The sequence below is a fragment of the uncultured Roseobacter sp. genome, from assembly GCF_947488185.1.
Lineage (GTDB): Bacteria > Pseudomonadota > Alphaproteobacteria > Rhodobacterales > Rhodobacteraceae > Roseobacter.
In genome coordinates this window covers 182,402-203,606 of record NZ_CANKYM010000005.1, presented here as the reverse complement: position 1 = coordinate 203,606, position 21,205 = coordinate 182,402, and the positions used below count along the sequence as shown (strand labels likewise).

At 62.2% G+C, this 21,205-nt stretch carries 19 protein-coding genes; 11 read left to right on the top strand and 8 right to left on the bottom strand.

The window, feature by feature from the left end; translation table 11 throughout:
* Window positions 1-23: 23 nt before the first annotated feature.
* Window positions 24-779 carry an RNA methyltransferase gene (locus Q1A52_RS19095; protein WP_300019063.1) on the bottom strand — a complete coding sequence of 252 codons (756 nt, stop codon included), beginning with the start codon at window positions 777-779 and terminating at the stop codon, window positions 24-26.
* 142 nt (window positions 780-921) lie between these two features.
* Here Q1A52_RS19095 and Q1A52_RS19090 point away from each other — a divergent pair, with 142 nt between their 5' ends.
* The gene (locus tag Q1A52_RS19090; protein ID WP_300019061.1) at window positions 922-1,542 is read left to right on the top strand and encodes a thiamine phosphate synthase; all 621 of its coding nucleotides are present in this window, start codon (window positions 922-924) and stop codon (window positions 1,540-1,542) included.
* A 4-nt stretch (window positions 1,543-1,546) separates the two neighbouring features.
* Here Q1A52_RS19090 and Q1A52_RS19085 read toward each other — a convergent pair whose 3' ends face one another.
* The gene (locus Q1A52_RS19085) at window positions 1,547-2,692 is read right to left on the bottom strand and encodes a HupE/UreJ family protein (protein ID WP_300019059.1); all 1,146 of its coding nucleotides are present in this window, start codon (window positions 2,690-2,692) and stop codon (window positions 1,547-1,549) included.
* Between Q1A52_RS19085 and Q1A52_RS19080 the strand changes: the two genes are divergently transcribed.
* The 4 genes from Q1A52_RS19080 to Q1A52_RS19065 all read left to right on the top strand — a co-directional run bounded on the left by Q1A52_RS19080 (window position 2,679) and on the right by Q1A52_RS19065 (window position 6,164).
* Window positions 2,679-3,503 (top strand): DUF4198 domain-containing protein, encoded by an 825-nt coding sequence (locus Q1A52_RS19080; protein ID WP_300019057.1) that lies wholly within the window; start codon window positions 2,679-2,681, stop codon window positions 3,501-3,503. The genes Q1A52_RS19085 and Q1A52_RS19080 overlap by 14 nt on opposite strands.
* Before the next feature lie 42 nt (window positions 3,504-3,545).
* Window positions 3,546-4,439, top strand: coding sequence for a PfkB family carbohydrate kinase (locus tag Q1A52_RS19075; protein WP_300019055.1), 894 nt, complete (start codon window positions 3,546-3,548; stop codon window positions 4,437-4,439).
* Window positions 4,436-5,368 (top strand): pseudouridine-5'-phosphate glycosidase, encoded by a 933-nt coding sequence (locus Q1A52_RS19070; RefSeq protein WP_300019053.1) that lies wholly within the window; start codon window positions 4,436-4,438, stop codon window positions 5,366-5,368. Before Q1A52_RS19075 ends, Q1A52_RS19070 begins: the two co-directional genes overlap by 4 nt.
* A 76-nt stretch (window positions 5,369-5,444) precedes the next feature.
* Window positions 5,445-6,164 carry a DUF502 domain-containing protein gene (locus tag Q1A52_RS19065; RefSeq protein ID WP_300019051.1) on the top strand — a complete coding sequence of 240 codons (720 nt, stop codon included), beginning with the start codon at window positions 5,445-5,447 and terminating at the stop codon, window positions 6,162-6,164.
* A gap of 1 nt (window position 6,165) precedes the next feature.
* Here Q1A52_RS19065 and Q1A52_RS19060 read toward each other — a convergent pair whose 3' ends face one another.
* Window positions 6,166-7,203: a patatin-like phospholipase family protein gene (locus Q1A52_RS19060; RefSeq protein ID WP_300019049.1), complete on the bottom strand. Its 1,038-nt coding sequence runs from the start codon at window positions 7,201-7,203 to the stop codon at window positions 6,166-6,168.
* A gap of 61 nt (window positions 7,204-7,264) precedes the next feature.
* A complete protein-coding gene (locus tag Q1A52_RS19055) occupies window positions 7,265-8,050 on the bottom strand; it encodes a 3-hydroxybutyrate dehydrogenase (RefSeq protein ID WP_300019047.1) in 786 nt (261 codons plus the stop codon).
* Between the two features lie 442 nt (window positions 8,051-8,492).
* Here Q1A52_RS19055 and Q1A52_RS19050 point away from each other — a divergent pair, with 442 nt between their 5' ends.
* Entirely contained in the window at window positions 8,493-10,208 is a 1,716-nt protein-coding gene (locus tag Q1A52_RS19050) for an extracellular solute-binding protein (RefSeq protein ID WP_300019528.1), read from the top strand.
* 2 nt (window positions 10,209-10,210) lie between these two features.
* Here Q1A52_RS19050 and Q1A52_RS19045 read toward each other — a convergent pair whose 3' ends face one another.
* The gene (locus Q1A52_RS19045; protein WP_300019045.1) at window positions 10,211-10,834 is read right to left on the bottom strand and encodes a helix-turn-helix domain-containing protein; all 624 of its coding nucleotides are present in this window, start codon (window positions 10,832-10,834) and stop codon (window positions 10,211-10,213) included.
* A 64-nt stretch (window positions 10,835-10,898) separates the two neighbouring features.
* On the opposite strand from Q1A52_RS19045, the gene Q1A52_RS19040 reads away from it, so the two are divergent.
* The 3 genes from Q1A52_RS19040 to Q1A52_RS19030 all read left to right on the top strand — a co-directional run bounded on the left by Q1A52_RS19040 (window position 10,899) and on the right by Q1A52_RS19030 (window position 14,391).
* On the top strand, window positions 10,899-12,416 hold the full coding sequence (locus tag Q1A52_RS19040; RefSeq protein ID WP_300019043.1) for a class I adenylate-forming enzyme family protein: 1,518 nt from the start codon (window positions 10,899-10,901) through the stop codon (window positions 12,414-12,416).
* Window positions 12,409-13,050, top strand: a complete 642-nt coding sequence (locus Q1A52_RS19035; protein ID WP_300019041.1) for a DsbA family oxidoreductase — start codon at window positions 12,409-12,411, stop codon at window positions 13,048-13,050. The genes Q1A52_RS19040 and Q1A52_RS19035 overlap by 8 nt, the downstream gene beginning before the upstream one ends.
* A gap of 147 nt (window positions 13,051-13,197) precedes the next feature.
* Window positions 13,198-14,391 carry a multidrug effflux MFS transporter gene (locus Q1A52_RS19030; RefSeq protein ID WP_300019526.1) on the top strand — a complete coding sequence of 398 codons (1,194 nt, stop codon included), beginning with the start codon at window positions 13,198-13,200 and terminating at the stop codon, window positions 14,389-14,391.
* Here the strand turns inward: Q1A52_RS19030 and mfd are convergent, their stop codons facing one another.
* Both mfd and Q1A52_RS19020 read right to left on the bottom strand, forming a co-directional pair.
* Window positions 14,392-17,856, bottom strand: coding sequence for a transcription-repair coupling factor (gene mfd / locus Q1A52_RS19025; RefSeq protein WP_300019039.1), 3,465 nt, complete (start codon window positions 17,854-17,856; stop codon window positions 14,392-14,394).
* Window positions 17,857-17,889: 33 nt separating this feature from the next.
* On the bottom strand, window positions 17,890-18,417 hold the full coding sequence (locus tag Q1A52_RS19020) for a component of SufBCD complex (RefSeq protein ID WP_300019037.1): 528 nt from the start codon (window positions 18,415-18,417) through the stop codon (window positions 17,890-17,892).
* 120 nt (window positions 18,418-18,537) lie between these two features.
* Between Q1A52_RS19020 and hemB the strand changes: the two genes are divergently transcribed.
* Window positions 18,538-19,542 carry a porphobilinogen synthase gene (hemB, locus tag Q1A52_RS19015; RefSeq protein ID WP_300019524.1) on the top strand — a complete coding sequence of 335 codons (1,005 nt, stop codon included), beginning with the start codon at window positions 18,538-18,540 and terminating at the stop codon, window positions 19,540-19,542.
* 106 nt (window positions 19,543-19,648) lie between these two features.
* Window positions 19,649-20,215: a YSC84-related protein gene (locus Q1A52_RS19010; RefSeq protein WP_300019035.1), complete on the top strand. Its 567-nt coding sequence runs from the start codon at window positions 19,649-19,651 to the stop codon at window positions 20,213-20,215.
* 41 nt (window positions 20,216-20,256) lie between these two features.
* Here the strand turns inward: Q1A52_RS19010 and Q1A52_RS19005 are convergent, their stop codons facing one another.
* Window positions 20,257-21,126 (bottom strand): NAD(P)-dependent oxidoreductase, encoded by an 870-nt coding sequence (locus tag Q1A52_RS19005; protein ID WP_300019033.1) that lies wholly within the window; start codon window positions 21,124-21,126, stop codon window positions 20,257-20,259.
* Window positions 21,127-21,205: the final 79 nt, after the last annotated feature.

Sequence of the window (21,205 nt, the reverse complement as noted above, 5' to 3'; positions counted from 1 at the left end):
GTGTGCAGGCGCGTCCAGCGCGTCTAATCACCGCGCATCTTCCAGCGGACCAGCTGGCGCAGCATGCCGTGCATCATCTGCACATCCGCCCGGGTCAGCGGCATCCGGCTCCACATGTTGCGCAGGTTGGTGCGCATGGACTGTGCCTTGTGTTCCGGGAAGAAGAAACCGGCCTCTTCCATGCGGTCCTGATAGTGGTTTGCCAGATGCTCGATCTCGATCGCCTCGGCCCAATCGGTGCCCGCCATCTCGGTGGTTTTGGCCGTCACGTCCCCCACGGCGCGCATCCATTCATAGCCCACTAGCAGCACACATTGCGCGAGGTTAAGCGAGGCAAAGGCCGGGTTCACCGGTACAGAGATGATTGCATTGGCGCGGGCAATGTCGTCGTTCTCCAGCCCGGCACGCTCCGGCCCAAAGAGTACCGAAACCCGTTGTCCTTGCGCGATTTTCTCGGCGGCAAGGCGCATGGCGGCTTCGGGGCTGTAGATCGGTTTGGTCAGATCCCGGGACCGCGCGGTGGTGGCAAAAACAAAGGTGCTGTCGCCGATGGCTCCGGGCAGATCGTCGGTGAGGATCGCCTCGTCCAGCAGCCGCCCCGCGCCGCTGGCCATAGCCACCGCGCTCTGGTTGGGCCAGCCGTCGCGCGGGGCCACGATGCGCATGCGGTCCAGCCCGAAATTCCACATCGCCCGTGCGGCCGCCCCGATATTTTCGCCCATCTGCGGGCGCACGAGGACAAAGGCGGGGATGCTGGGGTGTTCGACAGGTAGGCTCATACCGGCCTCATACGGGGCGATGCGCCCTGCCGCAAGCGCGGGCGTTTTTCGCGGCGTCGAAATGGCCCTTATGATGGCATAAAAGTTTTCATTCACCGTCACTTGCGCTACTGCTCGGAAAAAGACTTCCAAAGGACGGCCCATGGACACGCCCGAGCAACCGCAGCTCTACCTGATAACCCCGCCAGAGGTTGAGCTGAGCAGATTTCCCGACCTTCTTGCCTCGGTTCTGGATGCCCATCCCGTGGCCTGCGTGCGGCTCGATCTGGCCACCCGCGATGAGGACCGTCTTGCCCGCACGGCGGATGCGCTGCGCGAGGTCACCCATGCCCGCGACATTGCTCTGGTGCTGACCGATCACACGCTGCTGTCGGACCGGTTGGGGCTGGATGGCGTGCATCTGACGGATGCGGCCCGCTCCGTGCGCGATACGCGCAAGGCTCTGGGCGAGGATGCAATTGTCGGCACCTTCTGCGGAACCTCACGCCACGACGGGATGAGCGCGGGCGAGGCCGGTGCGGACTACGTCAGCTTCGGCCCGGTACAGGCCTCTGCCCTGGGGGACGGCAGCTTTGCCGAACTGGATCTCTTTCAGTGGTGGTCAGAGGTGATCGAGGTGCCCATCGTGGCCGAGGGCGCGCTGGATGCGGCGATGATCGCACAGCTTGCGCCCTATACCGATTTCTTTGGCCTCGGCGAAGAAATTTGGGCCAGCGATGACCCGGTCAAGGCGCTTGGCGCGCTTGCCTCCGCCATGGCCTAGCGGGTCAGAGGAAGACGCGCTCCACGAACCAATAGGCACCAACCGCCGCGATCACGCAGGAGGCAGGCACAGCAATCCGCGCCCGGTACCACGTCTTTTTGGCGAACCAGCCGACCAGCAAGAAGGCAATGGCGATCACCGTCAGCTGCCCGATTTCCACGCCGATGTTGAAGCCGATCAGGGCAGGCAGGAACTGCCCCGGCGGCAGGCCGAAGTCCCCCAGCACCGAGGCGAACCCAAGGCCGTGCAACAGCCCGAAGGCAAAGATCACTGCCGGGCGCCAGGGGTTCAGGCCGGAGGTAAAGACATTTTCGATGGCCACATAGGCGATGGAGGCGGCAATCAGCGGTTCCACGATCTCGCCGGGGATGTTCACCCAGCCGAGCGCGCCGAGCGCCAGCGTCACCGTATGCGCCAGCGTGAAGGCGCTGACCTGCCAGATCAGGGGGCTCAACCGGGTACTGAGGAAAAAGAGCCCCAGAACAAAGAGGATGTGATCAAGGCCCTTTGGCAGAATGTGATCGAAACCCACCGGGATATAGCTCAGAAAGGCCTGCATCGACGTTTCCGCCCCGCCCCCCGCTATGGCAATCGGCGGGCTGCTCTCGCCGCCCGTAAGGTACCCGGTATAGGGTTCCTCGACGCCCTGCTGGCGCAGGACCAGCGCCCCGGAACCCGCAGGCCAGTTCACCCTCACGTCTGCCGCCCCGTCCGGCAATGGTGCGGTCAGCGTCAGCAGGGAAATGCGGGGCAGTTCGATATCGATCCCGTCCGGCACATCCAGGCCGGTCTGGCTGAACTCCAGTGCCGCGCCGGCCTCCGCCAGCGGGGCGGCGTTCCAGAGCGCGATCAGCTGGGGCACCTGTTCCGCCAGCGCCTCCGGCGTCAGGGCCCGCAGGTTCGTGTAGACATCGCCCGCGTCGTCGTCATTGGTGTTTTCCACCGCATCGAGATCAACGCCGGAAAGAAATGCCTCCAGGTTGATGCGCAGATCCAGAACCACCCGCTCCCCCTCCTCAACCGACAGATCGGCAATTGTCGGGACAAGCTCATGTGCCGTGCCGCGCGAGGGGGCGGACCACAGGCTCACGGTTGACAAAAGCGCCAAAAGAAACAGCTTGAGCAGGGTAAGTTGAATGGATGATCTCATGGGTGTCTCACGATTTTTTTTCGTTGCGTTACTGCTAACCTCTACGTCTGCCGTTGGCCATGAGTTTTGGATTGAGCCAAAAAAATATCTGATCGACCCGGGTGCGCCGGTAGTGGCGAGCCTGCGCAATGGCGAGAATTTCAAAGGCACGTCGCTGGCGTGGTTCGACAATCGCTTCACCCGCTTCGAAATGGCAATGGGCGAAAAGGTCACGGCGGTGGCTGGCCGGATGGGCGATACGCCCGCGCTGCAGGGCACGGCCCCCGATCAGGACGGGCTGCTGGTGGTCCTGCACGAAACCGTGCCCTCGCGGCTGACCTACAAGATATGGGAGAAGTTCCTGAAATTCGCCCATCACAAGGATTTCACCACCGCCGCCAGTGATCATCTGGCCGCCGGATGGCCGCAGGAGGGGTTCCGCGAAGGCTATACACGCCACGCCAAGGCGCTGATCGCCGTGGGCAGCGGGACAGGACAAGACCGGGCGTTCGGGATGGAAACCGAATTCGTGGCCCTGACAAACCCCTATGCGCCCGGGTTCGACGGGCAGATGCGGGTGCAGGTGCTCTATCAGGACGTGCCCCGTGCAGATGCGCAGGTGGAAGTCTTTGACCGTGCCCCGGATGGCGCGGTGACTGTGACCCTGACCCGGACCAATGCAGCCGGTGAGGCAAGCCTGCCGGTGACATCGGGGCACAGCTACCTGCTGGATGCGGTCGTGCTCCGCCCCAGCCCGGACGCGGGCACCTCGGAGACGGCGCCGGTGTGGGAAACGCTCTGGGCGGCGTTGACTTTTGCCGTGCCGGAGTGAGGCACCCTTGAACCTCGCCACATTCCCGGTCAGAAGACCTTTATGACTGCAACACCCGATATCCTGTGCATTGGCTCCGTCCTCTGGGACGTGATCGGACGGTCGGCAAGCGCCATGCGGCAGGGATCGGACGTGCCCGGGCGTATTACACGGCTGCCGGGGGGCGTGGCGATGAACATCGCCATGACGCTTGTGCGCTTTGGCCTGACCCCGGCGCTGTTGACCGCCATTGGCCGCGATGCGGAGGGCGATGAGCTGGTGGCGGCCTGTGCCGCGCGCGGCATGATCACCGAGACCATCTATCGCTCCGACGACTTGCCGACCGATATCTACATGGCAGTTGAGGGCGCCAACGGGCTGATCGCCGCCATTGCCGATGCGCATTCGCTGGAGGCGGCAGGCTCCAAGATACTTGCCGCGCTGACCGACGGGCGGCTGGCCACATCCGAGGCGCCCTTTGAGGGTCTTGTGGCCCTCGACGGCAATCTGAAACTGGATCTGCTGAGCGATATCGCCCGCAGCCCGGTGCTGGCCAAGGCGGATTTGCGCGTGGCCCCGGCCTCGCCCGGCAAGGCGGAACGGCTGGCGCCTTTCGTGCAGGGCGGGCGCGGTACGCTCTATGTGAACCTCGAAGAGGCCGGCCTGCTCTGCCAGCGCAAGTTCAGCGATTCCCGCAGCGCCGCAGAAGGTTTGCTGACACGGGGTGCGGCACGCGTGTTGGTCACCGACGGCGGGTCCGATGCGACCGAAGGACGGCCGGACGGGTTGCTGACCCAGACACCCCCGCAGGTGCTGGTGACCCGCGTCACCGGTGCCGGCGATACCTTCATGGCTGCCCATATTGCGGCTGATGCCGACGACGCGACAGCCGAAGACGCCCTGCGCCGTGCCCTGCACGCCGCCGCCACCTATGTTTCCGGAGAAACTGCCCTATGACCCCCCTGCCCCTGCTCCATTCCGCCGAAGTCTCCGCCGCCCTTGCCACCGGCAAGCCCGTGGTCGCGCTGGAGAGCACGATCATCACGCACGGCATGCCCTATCCGCAAAACCTCGAGGTCGCGCGGCAGGTGGAGGACGATGTCCGCGCCGCCGGTGCTACCCCGGCCACCATCGCGGTGATCGACGGCACGCTGCACATCGGCCTCGATGTCAGCCAGCTGGAAACGCTCGCGCAGGCCAAGGGAGTCGCCAAACTGTCACGCGCCGATCTGGCCGCCTGCATGGCCAGCGGCGGTACCGGCGCAACCACCGTGGCGGCGACGATGATCGCCGCGCATCTTGCAGGGATCAAGGTCTTTGGCACCGGGGGCATTGGCGGCGTGCACCGCGGTGCGGAGGATAACTTCGACATCTCCGCCGACCTGATGGAACTGGCCCAGACCCCCGTGACCGTGGTGGCCGCCGGGGCCAAGGCCATTCTGGACGTGGACAAGACACTGGAAGTGCTGGAGACCCAGGGTGTGCCGGTGATCGTCGTGGGACAGGACAGTTTCCCGGCCTTCTGGAGCGCCTCGTCGCCCCTCAAGGCCCCGCTGCGCATGGACAGTGCCGCTGAGATTGCGCGCGCCCAGCACATGCGCGGCCTTCTCGGCTTGCCGGGTGGCCAGCTGGTGGCGAACCCGATCCCGGCAGATGATGAGATCGCGGCGGCCACCCTTGCGCCGATCATCGCACAGGCGCAGGCGGATGCGGATGCCCATGGCATCCGCGGCAAAGCAGTGACCCCTTACCTGCTGCAGCGGATTTTCGAGCTTACGGAAGGTCGATCCCTGACCGCAAACATCGCGCTGGTGCGCAACAACGCCCGGTTGGCTGCCGAGATTGCATCGGAATTGGCCACGCTTTCGCGGGATACGGGAAGTTGATGCGCGGCTGTTGCAATTTCATTGTGCAGCCCGGGTATTGCCCCTACCTACGAGGGACGTCAGTTAGAGAAGCGTTATGAATACTCCGTTTGATCCAGAGCCCCCCGCGCGCGGCAGCCTCCTGAGCCGACTGCGCGCATCGTTTCTGACAGGGCTTGTCGTGATCGCTCCGGTGGGCCTGACGATCTGGCTGATCTGGTCGGTTGTGGGGTGGATCGACGGCTTCGTCCTGCCGCTGGTGCCCGGCAACTACCAGCCTGACCGATTGCTGCAGGACTGGCTAGGGCTCGACCCGGAAATCCAGATCAACATCCGCGGCATCGGCGTCGTGATTTTCCTGATTTTCACCATCGTCGTGGGGTGGATGGCCAAAGGCCTCATCGGGCGCTCCCTCATCCGCTACGGTGAAAACCTGGTGGAGCGCACGCCGGTTGTGCGCACGATCTATTCCGGCATCAAGCAGATTTCCGAAACCGTGTTTGCGCAATCTGAGCGGTCCTTTGAAAAGGCCTGCCTGATCGAATACCCGCGCAGGGGCATCTGGGCGATCGGCTTCATCTCGACCACCACCAAGGGCGAGGTGGCCATGCGCGGTAATGATGGCGCGCCGATGCTTAGCATCTTCGTACCCACCACGCCCAACCCGACGTCGGGCTTTCTGCTGTTCTTTCCGGAGACCGACGTCATTGAGTTGGACATGACCGTGGAAGATGCCGCGAAACTGGTGATCTCCGCCGGGCTGGTCTACCCCAACGGCAAGGATCCAACAAATCCGGTGCCTGAAGTCAGCGCCTGACCTACTGAAACATATCTACCAGATCGACCGAGCTGCGCTTGTTCAGATCGTTTTTATGATGGGTGATGAAGGTTTCCGCCGCCTGTTGCCCGGCGGTCTTGAGCCGTGACAGCGTAAAGGGCGTCGGCACCAGCTTGGTCGCCACAGACAGCTCGTTCATCAGCGCGTCATCCGCCACCATATGGATCAGTACACGGCTTTTCTGCTCGGTCGACAACTCGCCGCGTTCCAGCAGCCGTTGCACGAACTCGATGGCCCGCAACTCGCGCAGCAGCGACGAGTTGAAACTGATCTCGTTGATCCGATTCTGGATCGCCTGGGCCGAGCGCGGCAGTTCCGTGCGCTCCAGCGGGTTGATGTTGATGATCAGGATGTCATCCGGCAGCGACGGGTTGAACAGCGGGAATAGCGCCGGATTGCCGGTATACCCGCCGTCCCAGAATGCTTCGATCAGCCCGGTTTCGGCGTCTTCAACGTCTACCGCCTGAAATACCGTCGGCAGACAGGCAGAGGCAAGAATGGCATCGGTGCTGATCTCACTGTCCTTGAAGACCCGCACCTTGCCATTGCGCACGCGGGTGGCGCAGATAAAGAGGCACGGCCCCTTACCGCCTTCTTCATGCACCGCGTCCAGATCGAATTTCTCGACAATCCCGCGCAGCGGATTGCGGTAAAGCGGACCGTAGGCATAGGGCGAGACCGCCCGCGACCAGGCATCGGCGGCCATCACCGGCCAGGAATACTCCAGCGCTTGGCTGAAATCGCCCAGCGAAAACGGCACCATCCAGGCCGGCAGATGCAAATCCGGTCGCGCACCGACCTCTTTCCAAAGCCAGTCCAGCCGATCCCGCGCGCCCTGACGCCCGCCCTCGATCATACCCGCCTTGAGCGCCGCGCCATTGAGCGCCCCCGCCGAGGTGCCGGAAATCGCGGATATCTCGATATCCTCTTCACACAAAAGACGGTCGAGAACCCCCCAGGTAAAGGCGCCATGCGCGCCCCCGCCCTGCAACGCCAGATTGATCCGCTTTACCGCCATCGCCCGCGTCCTTCTTTGTTTCTTCTGGCTGAAAATATCCCCGCCGGAGGCAAGAAATCTTTTAAAGCGCCGTCCAACCACCATCGACGCTGATCGTCGTGCCGGTGATCTGCGCGGCGGCATCCGAACACAGGAAGGTCGCCGTGCCCCCCATCTGCTCGACGGTGGCGAACTCCTTGGACGGCTGCCGCGTCAGCATGACATTCTCGATCACTTCTTCGCGGCTCATGTCATATTCCTTCATCGTATCGGGGATCTGTTTCTCCACGATAGGTGTCAGCACGTAGCCGGGGCAGATGGCATTGGCGGTGATCGGTTCCTTGGCGGTCTCCAGCGCGGTGGTCTTGGTCAGGCCGACAACCCCGTGTTTCGCCGCGATATAGGCGGATTTGTAAGGCGAGGCCGTCAACCCGTGGGCCGAGGCGATGTTGATCACCCGCCCCCACCCGGCCTTGCGCATCATCGGCAGGGCAATGGCCGTGGTGTGAAAGGCTGAGGACATGTTGATCGCGATGATCGCGTCCCATTTCTCCACCGGGAAGTCGGGGATCGCCGCGACGTGCTGAATACCCGCATTGTTCACCAGGATATCACATTGGCCCGCATCCTCGACCAGGCGGCGGCAGTCGTCGCCCTTGGACATGTCCGCCTGAATGTAGCGCGCAGTGACACCCGTGGCCTCCGCCATTTCCTGGGCCAGCGCATGATCTTCATCATTGTCGGTAAAGGAATTGAGCACGATGTCCGCGCCCGCCTTGGCCAATTCCCACGCGATGCCCAAACCAATGCCAGAGTTCGACCCGGTGATGACGGCGGTTTTGCCAGACAGTGAAATCTCGAATGCCATAGTGGGGACCCTTCCCTGCGAAAAAAAATGCTGCGTTGCACACATCATGCCTTGCTGCGCGTGCAAAGGAAACGTCTTTCACACCTGCAGTTGTGAGCGGCGCGGAAGCGCACAACCCAGTGCAGATCATTTCCGGAACAGGAGGGGGCAAAAAAAAACGCCTGCACAAGGCAGGCGTTAAGTTATTGAGGCAGGTTTCATACAGGCAAGAAACCTATCGAGCAGTGGTTTGTTTATAAGCAATCTGACGCCGTAGGCCAAGCTAAAAGTTTGATAAGACGGAAATACCTCGGTAGGCTCAGGTCCAACAAAACAAGGGCAGCAGGGGATTGTCTCCAAAATGAGTATTGTTTTTTTCCGCCCGGTTTCTCGGTTTCTGGCGGCTTTTGCGGCGATTCTCTGGGCCGGATCGCTCACAGCGCAACCCTCTCATGGGATATCTATGTATGGGGCCCCTGCATTGCCACCTGATTTTGTGTCCCTGCCCTACGTGCGCGCAGATGCGCCGAAAGGGGGCAGTATCACGCTGGGCAACTCTGGCGGTTTTGACAGTCTCAACCCGTTTGTGCGCAAAGGCACCGTGCCCTGGCAGCTCAGATTTTTCACCCATGAGAGCCTGATGGGCAGATCCTGGGACGAACCCTTCACGCTTTACGGTCTTCTGGCCGAATCAATCGAGGTGCCGGAGGACCGCTCCTGGGTTGCTTTCACCCTGCGCGAAGAGGCAGAATTTTCCGATGGCACGCCGGTGACCGTCGACGATGTGATCTTCAGCTATGAGATCCTGGGCAGCGAAGGCCACCCCCGCTACCTTGGGCTGGCGGGCCAGATCGACAACATCACCCGGACCGGGCCGCGCTCCCTCCGGATCTATTTCAACACTGACAATCGGGAACTTGCCCTGCTTGCTGGGCTGCGCCCGATCCTCAGCCGCGCGCAGTGGGAAGGACGCGACTTCGCCAATGCACCGCTCAGCGAAGTGCCGCTTGGTTCCGGCCCTTATAGCGTCACGGATTACGAGGCCGGACGCTTTGTGCAGCTGACCCGCAATCCGGAGTATTGGGGGGCCGACCTGCCGTTTCGCCGCGGCACCTTCAATTTCGACGACATCCGCATCGATTTCTACGGAGACACGTCCGTTCTCTTTGAAGCGCTCAAGGCAGGTGAAATCTCCGCCCTGCGGGAGTTCAATGCCGAGAAATGGCAGACGCAGTATAATTTCCCCGCTGTCCGGCAGGGCAAAATGGTCAAGTCCGAAATCCCGCATCAGAAGCCCTCCGGCATGACCGGTTTTGTCATGAACACGCGCAAACCGCCCTTTGACGACTGGCGGGTGCGCGAGGCGATGATCCAGGCATTCAACTTCGAATACATCAATGACACGCTCACCGGGGGCGTTCAGCCGCGCATCACCTCCTATTTCTCCAACTCCGAACTGGCAATGGCGCCGGGGCTTGCGGATGCCGCCGTGACGACCCTGCTCGCCCCCTATCGGGATGCGCTGCTGCCCGGCACGCTGGAGGGCTATGCCTTGCCCGTCAGCGATGGCTCCGCCCGCAACCGTCGGGGTATCCGCACAGCGATGAAACTGCTGGAGGAGGCAGGATGGACGCCACAGGATGGCGTGATGCGTAATGCGCAGGGCGCGCCGCTGCAGTTCACTATTCTCGTCGAACAGAACAATAGCGAGCACATGGCGATTGCCGATCTTTATCTGACGGCGCTGAAACGGCTTGGGCTGTACGTCAAGATCGAAACCACGGACAGCGCGCAGTTCACCGAGCGGGAGAGCGCCTTTGATTTCGAGATGACCACCTTCCGGCGGGCCGTGTCCCTGTCCCCGGGCAATGAGCAGCGGTTTTACTGGGGCTCGAAGGCCGCGACACAACCGGGCTCGCGCAACCTCATGGGTGTGGCCTCTCCGGCGGTGGACGGGATGATCGACGTGATGCTGTCGGCGCGCAGCGAAGAGGAGTTCACCGCCGCCGTACGCGCGTTGGACCGGGCGCTGACCGCGGGGCGCTATGTGATCCCGTTCTGGCAGTTCACCAAGGGCCAGATCGCGCATATCAAGGAGATGAAGTTCCCCGAAACCCTGCCGATTTACGGCGACGGGCCGGAGTACATGCCGCTGGTCTGGTGGTACGACCCGTCCTGAGCCTAGGTCAGTGAGGTGACCCAGAGGATGTTGGCATCCTCTTCGCTGACTGACACTACGTTGTGGCCCATGGTCGCGTCGTAATAGGCGCTGTCGCCGCGCCGCATCTCTACCGGCTCGTAGAACTCGGTATAGAGCCGGATCACCCCGGTCAGCACATAGAGGAATTCTTCGCCATCATGGCGCACCCAGCCTTCGAATTCTTCCATCGTCCGGGCGCGCACGCGGGCGCGATAGGGCAGCATCTGCTTTTTGGTTAGCGTATCGGCCAGCAATTCATGCTCATATGTGACCGTGGCCTGGGCTGCACCCTGCCCGCTCTTGGTCACCGCCATCCGGCCATTGACCTGCCCGGCGCGCGGTGGCGTAAAAAGCTGCGGCACCGAGATTTCCAGCCCGATGGCCAGCTTTTTCAGCGCGTCGTAGGTCGGTGACATCTGGCCGTTTTCGATCTTGCTCAGCGTCGAGCGGGCAAGCCCGGCCTGGCTGGCCGCCTGTTCCAGCGTCCAGTCGCGGGCCTTGCGCAGCTCGCGGACGCGCTGGCCCAGATCGACGGGCGTGCCGTGATCGGAGCCGCCGCTTTCGCGGGCAATCTTGATAAGTGTCTTAGGGTCAGCATTGGTCATCCAAAATCTATAGGACCTCGCGCGCAGGCTTGCAACGTGCCCGGCACCGGGCTAGCACCCGCTCATGATCTCCGTTTTCGATGAAGGGCCGCCCGCGCCCTGCCCCAAGCCTTTCAACATGGCGGCCTATGTATTGTCTGCAGCAGAGCGGGTGCCCGACAAAGACGCGCTGCTGATCCTGGGCGAGACGGGTGTTGAACGGTGGCGGTACGACGCGCTGGAACGTGCGGTGCGGGGCACGACGACCGGTCTGCTGAGGCTGGGCCTGGTCCCGGGCGACCGTGTGCTGATGCGGCTCGGCAATACCGTGGATTTCCCGCTGGCCTATCTGGGCGCATTGGCCGCAGGGCTCGTGCCGGTGCCGACCTCCGCCGCGCTGACCCGGCCGGAAACGGCGCAAATCATTGCAGACATTCAGCCAAGAGCGGTGTTGCAGGACCCGGATGTCCTCTGCGCGGATCACCCCATGAAAATAGACCTTCAAAGGCTGCGGGGGTTTCGCGATTTGCCGCCCGCGCCTTACGATCTGGGCGATCCCAACCGGCTGGGCTATATCATCTACACCTCCGGCACCTCGGGCGTGCCGCGCGCTGTCGCCCATGCCCACCGCGCGATCTGGGCGCGGCGGATGATGTTCGATGGCTGGTACGGGCTGACCCCACAGGACCGCGTCCTGCACGCCGGGGCCTTCAACTGGACCTACACGTTGGGCACCGGGTTGATGGATCCCTGGACGGTCGGCGCGACGGCGCTCATTCCGGCGGCAGGCACTGCTGCATCTGCGTTGCCAGGGCTTCTGGCGGACCACGAGGTCACGATTTTTGCCGCCGCCCCGGGGGTCTACCGACAGATGCTGAAATCGGGAGATGCCATGCGCTGCCCTGCCTTGCGCCACGGTCTCAGCGCGGGAGAAAAGCTTGCGACCCGCTTGGCGGAGAGCTGGCGCGCGGCCAGCGGGACGGAGGTGTTCGAAGCCTACGGCATGTCGGAATGCTCCACCTTCATTTCTGGCGCGCCTGACAGCCCTGCCGCTGCCGGTGCGCTTGGGCGACCACAGCCGGGACGTCGCGTGGCGCTTCTGGGTCCGGACGGTCCCGTGCCGGTGGGAGAGGAAGGCACCATTGCCGTGCACCGCGACGATCCCGGCCTGATGCTGGGATATCTCGGCGCCGAGGCCGAGACCGCCGCGCGCCTGCAAGGGGAGTGGTTCCTGACCGGGGATCAGGCGGTGATGTCTCAAGATGGTCAGATCACCTATCTGGGCCGCAACGACGATATGATGAACGCGGGCGGCTACCGCGTGTCACCCATCGAGGTAGAAACGGCGCTGGCCACCCTGCCCGGGATCACCGGCGTGGCGGTCACCGATGTGGAGGTCAAGGCGGATGCGCGTGTGATCGCGGCCTTTTACACGGCACCCGCCGCACTGGACGAAACCACCTTTGAGACATATGTGAAGGCGACGCTGGCGCGCTACAAGCAACCGCGCCTATTCATTCACGTGCCAGAGCTGCCCATGGGCGCCAATGGCAAAATTCTCCGGCGGGCCCTGCGTGCCGGATTTGAGGCCCGCAATGACTGACCCCATCAAGCTCGACATCATGTCCGATCCGATCTGCCCCTGGTGCTATATCGGTAAAACCCATCTCGACAAGGCGCTGGCCGATCATCCCGACCACCCGTTCAAGATCGAATGGCACCCGTTCCAGCTCAACCCCGACATGCCCCGCGAGGGTATGGACAGGCGCGCCTATCTCGAAGGCAAGTTCGGCGGCAAGGACGGGGCGGTGCGCGCTTATGTGCCGGTGGTCGAGCATGCCGAGGCGGCTGGCCTCAAGATCGACTTCGAAGGCATGAAACGCACGCCCAACACACTGGATGCGCATCGGCTGATCCACTGGGCGGGCATTGAGGGGCGTCAGACTGCCGCCGTTTCCGCCCTCTTCACCGCTTATTTCGTCGAGGCGCGGGACATTGGCGATCACGATGTGCTGGCCGATATTGCCGATGGCATCGACATGGATGCCGCCGTGGTGCGCAAACTGCTGCTGTCGGATGCGGATGAGGAAGACATCCGTGCGCGAGATGCGCACAGCCGCTCCATGGGCTTGAATTCCGTGCCAACGTTCATCATTGCGGGCAAACACGCGGTGCCGGGCGCACAGCCGCCCGAGCTTTGGACAAAGGTCATCGGTGAGTTGACCGCCGCCGCCTGACTTGCGCGGGCGCAGACGCGACTGTGTGAAAATGTGACGTTGTCTGCCCTACAACTGTGGGTTACACCGATTCCAGGCGCAGCTGATCCCCGTCGGGGCTGCGACTGGGGAGTGAAAAGCGTGTCGACATCAGGATCGCAACCGGCCATGGGGCGGGTTGAATTCATCGCATTGATGGCAATGATGTTTGCCACCATCGCCTTTTCCATTGATGCGATGCTGCCCGCTCTGCCCGATATCGCACGCGAGCTGACGCCCGAAGAACCCACACGCGCGCCGCTGATCATGACCTCCTTCGTGCTGGGCATGGGGATTGGGACGTTTTTCACCGGGCCGCTGTCGGACGCCTTTGGACGGCGCACGGTGATGGTCTGTGGTGCGGGGCTCTACATGGCGGCTTCCGCCGTGGCCTGGGCCAGTTCCACCTTCGAGATTGTGCTGGCCGCCCGGATCATTCAGGGGCTGGGCGCTGCCGGGCCACGCGTCGTCTCCATCGCCATCATCCGGGACCTCTATGCGGGGCGCGAGATGGCCAAAATCGTCTCCATAGTCATGATCATTTTCACGCTGGTGCCAGGGTTTGCACCGACGCTGGGCTATTTCATCATTGCCACCGAAGGGTGGCGCGGGATTTTTGCGGCCTTCATCGTGTTTTCCGCCATCTCGGTGCTCTGGCTGGGCCTGCGCCTGCCCGAAACACTGGCGCGCGAAGACAGACGGCCCTTCAGGCCGCGCCTGATGCTGGCTGCGGTGCGCGAGATGTTCGCCCATCCCATCGTGCGCCTATCGATCGTGGTGCAGACGCTGTGTATGTCGATGTTGTTCACCGTGCTGATGCTGATCCAGCCAGTTTATGAACAGATTTACGACAAGCAGGACACCTTCCATTTCTGGTTCGGGGGCATTGCACTGGTCTCTGCGGGCGCGAGTTTTCTCAACGCCATGCTGGTCATGCGGCTGGGCATGCGGCACCTGATTACCATGGCGCTGGCAGTACAGATTGTGCTGTCCATCACCGTTCTGATTCACAATGAGACCCATGGAGGCACGGCCTTTGCCATTTTCGCGCTTTGGCAGGCCTATCTGTTCTTTCAGGCCGGCCTGACAATCGGCAATCTCAACGCCATCGCGATGGAACCGATGGGGCATATCGCGGGCATGGCCGCCAGCGTGATCGGGTCCGTCTCCACGGTGCTGGCCGCCGCCATTGCCTCGCCCATCGGGCTACTCTTCGACGGCACGGTGCGGCCGCTTGTAGGGGCGGTCTTCGTAATGGCCTGCTGTGCGTTTCTGGTGATGCGCTACATGGGGCGGATCGAGGCGCGGCTACCTGCCGAGTGATCAACTTGCCTTGGCGCGTTTGGCTTTCTTTTCGGCCACGACCTTTTCCGCCAGATCACGGGCAATGGCAAAGGCCCCCTTGATCTTATCCGCATCCGCTTTCCAGTCACGGCGCACGACAATCTTGTTGTCCTTGACCTTCGCCAACCCGCGCTGATCCTGAATGAACTCGACCAGCCCCTTGGGGGAGGCGAATTTATCGTTGTGAAACTGGATCGTGGCGCCCTTGGGCCCGCCATCGAGCTTGGCAATACCGGCCCTTTTGCACATCGCCTTGATCCGCACGACGAGCATCAATGTATTGACTTCCCTCGGTAATTTCCCAAAGCGATCAATGAGTTCAGCGGCGAACCCTTCCAGCTCCACCTTTGTGGTCAAGCTGCTGAGGCGACGATAGAGCCCCAGGCGCACGTCGAGATCGGGCACATAGTCTTCGGGGATCAACACGGGCACGCCGAGGTTGATCTGCGGCGCCCATTGATCGTCGGCCTCCGACAGCCCTTCCATCTCGCCCGTGCGGATCTTGGCAATCGCCTCCTCCAGCATGGACTGGTAAAGCTCAAACCCCACGTCGCGCATCTGGCCGGATTGTTCCTCGCCCAGGAGGTTGCCTGCCCCGCGAATGTCCAGATCCTGAGACGCAAGTGTGAACCCAGCCCCCAGCGTGTCGAGGCTGGAAAGCACCCGCAACCGCTTTTCCGCGGTATCCGTCAGCTTGGTGCGCGGTTTAGTGGTGAGATAGGCATAAGCGCGGGTTTTGGAGCGCCCGACCCGGCCCCGTATTTGATAAAGCTGCGCCAGACCAAACATATCCGCCCGGTGCACCACCATGGTGTTCGCCGTGGGGATGTCGAGCCCGGATTCGACAATCGTCGTGGCAAGCAGCACATCGAATTTCCCGTCGTAAAAGGCGTTCATCCGATCATCCAACTCGCCCGCGGCCATCTGCCCATGCGCCACCACATAGGTCAGTTCGGGCAGCTGATCCTTGAGGAATTCCTCGATCTCCGGCAGGTCGGAAATGCGCGGCACCACGTAAAAGGATTGCCCGCCGCGATAGTGTTCGCGCAAGAGCGCCTCGCGCAGGGTGACCGTGTCGAATTCGCTGACATAGGTGCGGATCGCCAGCCGGTCGACCGGCGGGGTGCCGATGATGCTGAGGTCGCGCACGCCGGTCAGGCTCAGCTGCAGGGTGCGCGGAATCGGGGTCGCCGTCAGGGTCAGCACGTGGATGTCGCTGCGCAGCTGCTTCAGCCGTTCCTTGTGCGTCACGCCGAAATGCTGTTCTTCGTCAATGACCAGCAGGCCGAGGTTCTGGAACCGAATGCCCTTGGCCAGCAGCGCGTGGGTGCCGATCACGATATCGACCGTGCCGCGCGACATGCCGTCCCGAGTCGCGTTCGCCTCTTTGGCAGAGACAAACCGGCTGAGTTGGTGCACGTTTATCGGGAAACCTCTGAACCGCTCCGCAAAACTCTTGTAGTGCTGCCGGGCCAGCAACGTCGTCGGCGCGATCACCGCGACCTGCACGCCGGACATCGCCGCCACGAAAGCCGCACGCATGGCCACTTCGGTCTTGCCAAAGCCCACGTCGCCGCAGACCAGACGGTCCATCGGGTTGCCGCTGGTCAGATCATCAATCACCTCGCCGATGGCGCGCAGCTGATCATCGGTTTCCTGATAAGGAAAACGCGCGGAAAAGGCATCCCACATGCCTGGTGGCGGCTCCAGCACCGGCGCCTTGCGCAACGCACGCTCGGCGGCAATGCGGATGAGTTTATCAGCGACTTCGCGGATGCGCTCCTTGAGGCGCGCTTTCTTGGCTTGCCACGCGCCCCCGCCCAACCGGTCGAGCAGGCCCTCTTCATGACCGTATTTCGACAGCAGTTCGATGTTCTCAACCGGCAGGTACAGCTTTGATCCTTCAGCATATTCCAGCAGGATGCATTCATGCGCCGCGCCTGCGGCCGTGACCACCTCCAGCCCCTTGTAGCGACCAATCCCGTGATCGACGTGCACGATCAGATCGCCCGGGCTGAGCGATTGCGTCTCAGTCAGGAAATTTTCCGCCCGGCGTTTCTTGGCCGGGCGCCGGATCAACCGATCCCCAAGCACGTCCTGTTCGGAAATCACCGTAAGCCCCGGCGCCTCGAACCCGTGCTCCAGTGCCCAGACCGCCAGATGCAGCCCGCGTTTGCCGATGCGCGTGGCATCGGGCACCGGGATCGCCTCGGCCACACCTTCATCCTCGATCAGACCGGTCAACCGCTCGCGGGCACCCTCGGAGTAGCTGGCGATCAGAACCGGCCCTTCCGCCAATTTTGCCTTAACATGTGTCGCTAGAGCCTCGAAAAGGCTCAGCGATTCCTGTTGTCGTTCTGGCGCAAAACTGCGTCCGATGCGGGCACCGGCATCGGTGACACCGAGGCCCGTCGGCTGCGGAAGGGCGGCCAGCTGCAGCATACGCCGTGCGTTGGTCGCCTGCTCCCAGGCGGCGTCATCCAGATAGAGCGCATCCGGCGGGCTCGGCTTGTAGACGCTGTCCATCTTGGAGCGGTTCGCCATGGCAAGGCGCCGGGTCTCGTATTGATCCGCGATGCTCTCCCACCGGGCCAACCGGCTGGGCGTGACCTGATCATCCAGCGTAACGACGGCGTCTGGCAGGTAGTCGAACAGTGTTTCCAGCTTGTCGTGAAAAAACGGCAGCCAGTGCTCGGCGCCCTGATGCTTGCGCCCGGCGCTGATGGCCTCGTAGAGCGGATCGTCGGTGCCTGCTGCGCCAAATTCGATGCGGTAGTTCTGCCGGAACCGGGTGATCGCCGCTTCGTCCAGAATGACCTCCGACACCGGAGCCAGCTCCACCAGACCCAGCTTTTCAGTGGTCCGCTGCGTGGCCGCATCGAAACGGCGCGCACCATCCAGCACGTCGCCAAAGAAATCCAGCCGCACCGGCCCCAGATCACCCGGCGGATAGATGTCGATGATGCCGCCCCGAATTGCGTAGTCGCCCGGTTCGGTGACCGTGGGGCTTTGCACGAACCCCATGCGCACGAGAAATTGCCGCAATGCCGCCTCGTCCACGCGGTCCCCCACACGGGCGGTAAAGGCCGCATCCTGGAGGGTCGCGCACGCCGGCACACGTTGTGTAGCGGCGTTCAGCGTGGTCAGCAGGATGAACTGCTCCGGCATGCCGTGCACGAGCCCCGCCAGCGTCGCCATGCGCTGCGCAGAGATATCGGCGTTCGGCGACACCCGGTCATAGGGCAGACAATCCCAACCGGGAAATGTGATGACCGGCATGTCGGGCGCAAAGAATCGCAGGGCCGCCCGCATCGCCGCCAACCGCTTGTCATCGCGCGCGACGTGCAGGATCGGTGCCTTCTGCCGCTCCAGCTCGGACAGCAGGAAACGCGCGTCATACCCCTCGGGCACGCCGGAAACGGTGATATGCTTTGGATCAGCCATGGCCTGCTTCAATTGGTTTTTGACCGCGTGGTGTCAACTGCTCAATGGACCAATGGACAGGTTTTGATACATGCCCCAGAGCGCGGTGATGAAAATCGAGATCATACCAATGATCTGAACATAAAGGCGATGTCGTGTCAGACGACGGCGCAACAACTCTCCGTTGGCGCTCTCCTGGTGGATGAGCCGCGCGGTGGAGAGCGATAACAGCCCCACGATGGACATTGGCAAGCCCATTAAAAACAGCGCCTGCGCGATTTCCAATGCGTAAAAGAAGCCAAGCACCCCGAACGCCGTGAGCAGGAAACAGCCAAGCCCCAGCAGCCAAAGGCCAGAGACATTGGCGATGAACAAGAGCCGGTTGGTGTTGATGCGCACCATATCCTCCAGGTCCTGTTCTGCCTGCCCACCATAGCGGCGCGCGCGCAGGACCATATCATAGGGCACGCCAAGCACCCAGTGGCTGGCGGTGGACCACAGAACTGCCAAGGCGATCCAGAACCAAAGGTTCGAGAAGGACCGCATGTCTATCAGTTCAAAAACGTTCTGGTAGAAGCTCAAGGGGGTACGCTTTTGTTATGTATTTTGACCCTCTTAGCGATAGGGCGCGGCAATTCCTACCCTTGGCTTGCGGAAAAATACATGGCAGTCATGAAGTGTCACCCAAACTGGACATCTCCCATGCGCCCTACTCAAAGCTCCTTTCCAGCGACCCGATTGCGCCGCCTCCGGCAAACGCCAGCTATACGTGCGCTGACCCGCGAAAACAGTCTGAGCGTGGATGATTTCATCTGGCCGGTTTTTGTTCGTGCAGGCACCGGAATCGAAGAGCCGATCCCCTCCATGCCGGGTGTCTTCCGCCGCTCGGTCGATAAAGTGGTTGGCGCCGCACGCGAGGCGGCAGATCTCGGGATCCCGGCAATCTGCATCTTCCCCTACACCGGAATCGAAGAGCGGACGGAAGATTGCGCCGGAGCCTGGGATCCAGACAACCACGCCAACCGGGCCATTCGTGCAATTAAAAAAGCGGTGCCGGAGATCGCGGTGATGACGGATGTGGCACTCGACACCTATAACATCAACGGTCATGACGGATTTGTCGAAAACGGCGAGATCGTGAATGACCGCACGGTTGAGGCGCTGGTCAAGATGACGCTGGCTCAGGCGGACGCGGGCGCGGATATCATCGGGCCGTCGGATATGATGGACGGGCGGGTCGGCGCGATGCGGCAGGCGTTGGAGGCGGCGGGGCATCAGCACGTGATGATCCTGAGCTATTCGGCCAAATATGCCTCAGCCTTCTATGGTCCGTTTCGCGATGCGGTGGGCGCCTCGGGCGCGCTGACCGGCGACAAGAAAACCTATCAGATGGACCCCGGCAATTCCGATGAAGCCCTGCGCCTGATCGAGCGGGATTTACGTGAAGGGGCTGATATGGTCATGGTGAAACCGGGCATGCCCTACCTCGATATCTGCCGCCGGGTGAAAGACACCTTTGGCGCCCCCACCTACGCCTATCAGGTCTCGGGTGAGTTCAGCATGATCCAGGCCGCAGCCGAACATGGGTGGATCGACGGCGAAAAGGTCATGATGGAAAGCCTGATGGCGTTCAAACGCGCAGGCTGCGACGGCATTCTGACCTATTTTGCGCCAGCGGCGGCGCGGGTGCTGAACGGGCAGCGATAAGCTGCGCAATCACAGACGTTTTCAGTGACACCGTCCCGCAATCAGCGTATGTTCGCGCACAAGTCGGAAAAACCGGCAATCGAGCAACAAATTACAGGCGGATGACATGAATACTCCAAATTTCTCTCGCAGGGGGTTTACCCTTGGCGCGTTGGCGACCGTGTCGGTCACGGCCGCTTGCGGCAATGGGATCGGGTCGCGCGGTGCGGACACGATTGATGCGCGGGTCGATGCGACCCTGGCAGAGATGTACCGAAGCTATCCGAACACCCGAAATCTTGCGGATAAGGCGAACGGCCTGCTGGTGATGCCACTGGTGACCAAGGCAGGCTTTGGCTTTGGCGGTGCCTATGGGCGCGGCGCGCTGCGGGTCAACGATGTGACAGTGGACTATTACTCCACTACGCAACTGTCAGGCGGGTTGCAGATTGGTGCACAGCAATACGCACATGTGCTGTTTTTCCTCACCGAAGAGTCGTTGACGAGCTTCCGTCAGTCACCCGGCTGGGCCGTGGGTGGCGACGTCGAATATGTGATCTCGGATCAGGGTGATGGCGTGAAAGCGGATAGCACCACGGCGCTGGCACCAGTTCAGGCTGCAGTCTTTGGGCGCGCTGGCCTGTTGATCGGGGCGACGCTGCAAGGCACGAAATACAATCGCATTATTCCCTGAAGCATAAAGCCCCGCCAGATAGCGGGGCTTTATTACTCGGATCAGAGCGCCTGCAGACGCTTGAAGAGGCTGGAGGTATCCCAGCGTCCGCCACCCATTTTCTGCACGTCCTTGTAGAACTGATCGACCAGCGCCGTGACCGGCAGGCTGGCGCCCGTCTCATTCGCGGTAGACAGGCAAATGCCGAGGTCCTTGCGCATCCAGTCGGTGGCAAACCCGTGATCAAAATGATCATCCAGCATGGTCTCGTAGCGGTTGTCCATCTGCCAGCTGCCGGCTGCGCCCTGGCTGATCACCTCGACCACGGCACGGCCATCCAGACCGGCCTTGTCGGCAAAATGCAGCGCCTCGCTCAGCCCCTGCACCAGCCCCGCGATGGCAATCTGATTGCACATCTTGGTCATCTGGCCCGCACCGCTGTCCCCGATGCGGCGGCAGATCTTGGAATAGACCTCCATCACCGGCAGCGCCCGGTCATAGGCGCCTTCGTCGCCGCCGCACATGATCGACAGCGCCGCATTCTCGGCCCCCGCCTGCCCGCCCGAGATCGGCGCATCGACAAAGCTCACCTGTTTTTCATTGGCCGCGGCATAAAGCTCACGGGTCACGGCGGCGGACACCGTTGTGTGGTCCACAAAGACCGTCCCGGAGGTCATCCCGGCAAATGCCCCGTCGTCCCCAAGGCAAACCGAGCGCAGATCATCGTCGTTCCCAACACAGGACATCACGAAATCCGCGTCCCTGACGGCCTCGCGCGGGGTTTTCGCCATGGCACCACCATAGGTGGAAACCCAGTCGTCCGCCTTGGTTGCCGTGCGGTTGTAGACGGTCACGTCGTGGCCAGCCTTCTGCAAATGCCCGGCCATCGGCCCCCCCATGACGCCCAGTCCCAAAAATGCCAGCTTGGCCATATGATTACCCTTCCCGTATTCAATGTTGCTTTACGTTCTTCTCCTACCTAACAGTCAGGGCATGAGGGTCAACAAAACG